Source organism: Psychrobacter sp. PG1 (genome assembly GCF_014897815.1).
Classification (GTDB): Bacteria; Pseudomonadota; Gammaproteobacteria; order Pseudomonadales; family Moraxellaceae; genus Psychrobacter.
The window spans coordinates 1-2,958 of record NZ_JABUZG010000079.1 but is presented as its reverse complement, the minus strand read 5'-3'; the positions used below and the strand labels follow the sequence as shown (position 1 = coordinate 2,958).

The following is a 2,958-nucleotide window of genomic DNA, read 5'->3' as shown; positions in this document are numbered from 1 at the left end:
ATTACCCGTCAGGATGGCTCAGCAATGGATAACTTGCTCTTAGCAAGCAAAGAGAAGTTAACAAGTGCATCGAATAGCTCTGGAGCTGAAGCACTCATCACGAATTCACAGACTGACAAGGAGACGTCACAATGAAAATCATCAATTATGAAGAGCTGTTTGGTGAGTTTAAACCTGATGGTGCAATCAGTGAGGATGCAAATCTTATCGCTAATGCATTGATGCGTGAGTTGTATATTTCATCTGGTCATCAACTTGCACGTTTCTTAGGAGTGAAGTCCTGCTTCAATAACGATATGGCAATGCGTGTATGGGTTCAGAAGCGCTTGGAGGTGGATCTTGACTATGTTGATTGAGGATATGCGTTGTCAGCTTCAAAGCGAGCTTTATGAGCTACTACCGCACTCTGACTATGTCGGCTACTAAGGAGAATGTAATGAGTGTAAAACTTCAGCCTAATATGACGCAGAGCCCATATGATATCAAAATATGTGAGGATTACTGGGCATATGATAATCAGAGCGGCTTTATTAAACATGTGAAAACGCTTTGTGAAAAGTATGAGGTAAGTCCTCAAGTACTCTTTGAGGCAGTCGCTCAGTGTTATGTCTGCTTAGATGATGTTGTATGTGAGTACTGTGGTTATGTGTGCCCTTTACAGATACCAGCAGACATTCCGTATATGCGCTCAAAAGAGCGTTGGTGCTGTGAAGTATGTGAGCATGCTGTATGGCGGGAACATAATCATAGATAAATTATTAGAAATTTTAAAGCCATGCAGCTTGAGTTGCCTGGCTTTTTTGTGGGCAGCAGATCTTCTCTTAAATACAGCTTAAATTTAGTGTGCCACTACAACGTCGAGATGGTTTATTTTTTTGGTCAAGATAGCCCAAGCTAAGACCTCTAAAAAAGGTAGAGGGTAGTATGAGCCAAGTTTAGGCTAAAAACTTGGCTTTAAAAGGTAAATACAGGAAAAAAGTTAGTTTAAAATTGACTGTAGTCCACTTTAACGAGTTTAGATTGCTGAACCTTTTTTAGTTTGAATGTCTTGGTCTTTTCATCCCAAATGTTGACATAATAGGTGATAAGTTGTTTACCTGTGGTTTCGTTGACTTGCTCGCCTTCACAATTGCGACTGATAAATAAGCGGCTATTGGGATAGAAAGCCAAACGCTCGTTGTCATCAAGTTCTGCGCCGTCTGCGAAGCATTCTGCGCCACTTTCATAAGGGGTGACACTATCCTCAGTTTCACCCAGTGGGATACCGTATACTTTACCAGTACGTTTATCAATCATAGCCCCTGATACACAGCTTGTACCACAGCCCCAGGTTGTTACGATATAGTTACCCGCGAAGTTAATTTCACCATCTTTATGAGCTGCTTTCAGTCGAGTACGAAAAGAGCTCCAGTCACCTAATTTTAAGGGTGCTTGTTTAGCGTTATAGATTTTAGCAGGGTATTTTTCAAAGCTGTAACCAGCGATGGTTTCAGCATGAGAAGTAGAGATGCAAGCCAAGGCAAAACAAAGATAAGCCGCAAGATTTTTCATAAGAATTCCTTTTTTAATAGCGGTCAGTACAGAAAACGGAAATTATGGTACGGTAAGTACATTTGTTTAATTCTACATCAATTAAGTTAAATAATTTTTTCTAAAATTACTTATTAAAATCATAACCTGATAAGGTTTAGTCAAATCTTACAAGCTCTATATTGAGCTTGAATACAATCAAACTATAATTCAAAAGGATTTGGGGATAAAATCACCTAGACAGGTTTATCATGAGTTTTATTGCAACGCCGCTTGATTAAAATCTCCCAAGTTTGGTTCTAGGGACTTAATAGCATACCCCAGTTATCTTTTTTCAAATACAGGCTTAACAAGATCACCAAATAGTATTTGAATAATTAATTCTCATTGTTTACGCATTGATATAGATATGACTAGCTTTCAAAATGAGAAACAGACTTAGCACTACTTGTCGACGTACTTTCTATGGTATTTAAATTGCCAGCTATGCTAGCTTTAACGTTACTTGAATTGGTAGATGAAGGCGTGAGCCACAGCACCATGATCATGCCTAGTAGAACAAAAGTAACACCTACTAAACGGCCAGCATTTATTTCTTTCACTGGTAAATTCATAAGACCGTATTGATCTAATATTAATGAAATAAGCATTTGACCCGCGATCACGCAAACAATAAAGCGAGTTGCGCCTAAACGAGGGACTAGAATTAATGCGGACGTAATATAGATGACGCCAGCTATGCCACCAAACCAGACCCACATTGGTAATTGTCTGATTTCACTCAATATGGGCGTAGGGACACGCATAGAAAGAATGACAGGTATCGCTATAAATACACTCACCAATAACGACACTACCGTTGCCCAAAGAGGATGTCCAAGAGCACGGCCTAATTCAGCGTTACTTGCAGCTTGGAGAGGGACTAAAGCGCCAGCAACTAAGGCTATAATGGCAAAAGAGATGCCAGTAAGTGATAGATTCATACGTTTGCTCCAGATTTATTTAATTTTCTGGAATAATTATTTCATATTAAAAATTTGAATTGAAATTATTGTTTTTTTACTTCACTATTCGTCATATGAATAACTTAAGACGTATTGACCTTAATTTGCTCGTGACGTTGCACGCATTATTAGTAGAAAAGCACGTATCACGAGCCGCTCTCCGGTTACATAAAAGTCAGCCGGCAGTTAGCCACGCGCTGGCCCATTTGCGTACCCTATTTGATGACCCTCTATTGGTGCGACGTTCAGGAAAATTGGAATTGACTTCGCGAGCGAGCGAGTTAATCCTGCCCTTGACTGATGTTCTAGAGCAGCTCGGTGCGTTGATTGAGACCCCAGAATTCAATCCTCTCAGTGCGAAGCGAGTATTTCGTCTGGCTATGTCTGACTATGGCGCGCGTGTATTTATGCCTAGTTTGGTGCG

General features: G+C 40.0%; 5 protein-coding genes. 3 read left to right on the top strand and 2 right to left on the bottom strand.

Going from position 1 to position 2,958, the window contains the following annotated elements; translation table 11 throughout:
* Nucleotides 1–131 precede the first annotated feature (131 nt).
* On the top strand, nucleotides 132–356 hold the full coding sequence (locus INT03_RS12115) for a hypothetical protein (protein WP_226950395.1): 225 nt from the start codon (nucleotides 132–134) through the stop codon (nucleotides 354–356).
* 80 nt (nucleotides 357–436) lie between these two features.
* Nucleotides 437–754: a hypothetical protein gene (locus tag INT03_RS12110; protein WP_226950396.1), complete on the top strand. Its 318-nt coding sequence runs from the start codon at nucleotides 437–439 to the stop codon at nucleotides 752–754.
* 230 nt (nucleotides 755–984) lie between these two features.
* On the opposite strand, the gene INT03_RS12105 is transcribed toward INT03_RS12110, so the two are convergent.
* Nucleotides 985–1,551 carry a hypothetical protein gene (locus tag INT03_RS12105; protein ID WP_193009145.1) on the bottom strand — a complete coding sequence of 189 codons (567 nt, stop codon included), beginning with the start codon at nucleotides 1,549–1,551 and terminating at the stop codon, nucleotides 985–987.
* A 392-nt stretch (nucleotides 1,552–1,943) separates the two neighbouring features.
* Nucleotides 1,944–2,513: a DMT family transporter gene (locus INT03_RS12100; protein WP_193009144.1), complete on the bottom strand. Its 570-nt coding sequence runs from the start codon at nucleotides 2,511–2,513 to the stop codon at nucleotides 1,944–1,946.
* 95 nt (nucleotides 2,514–2,608) lie between these two features.
* Here INT03_RS12100 and INT03_RS12095 point away from each other — a divergent pair.
* A partial coding sequence (locus INT03_RS12095) for a LysR family transcriptional regulator (RefSeq protein ID WP_193009146.1) occupies nucleotides 2,609–2,958 on the top strand: 350 nt, incomplete at its 3' end.

Excerpts from the sequence above, each read along its gene's own strand:
- INT03_RS12105 (WP_193009145.1), bottom strand. The coding sequence starts at position 1,551 with ATGAAAAATCTTGCGGCTTATCTTTGTTTTGCCTTGGCTTGCATCTCT.
- INT03_RS12100 (WP_193009144.1), bottom strand. The coding sequence starts at position 2,513 with ATGAATCTATCACTTACTGGCATCTCTTTTGCCATTATAGCCTTAGTT.
- INT03_RS12115 (WP_226950395.1), top strand. The coding sequence starts at position 132 with ATGAAAATCATCAATTATGAAGAGCTGTTTGGTGAGTTTAAACCTGAT.
- INT03_RS12110 (WP_226950396.1), top strand. The coding sequence starts at position 437 with ATGAGTGTAAAACTTCAGCCTAATATGACGCAGAGCCCATATGATATC.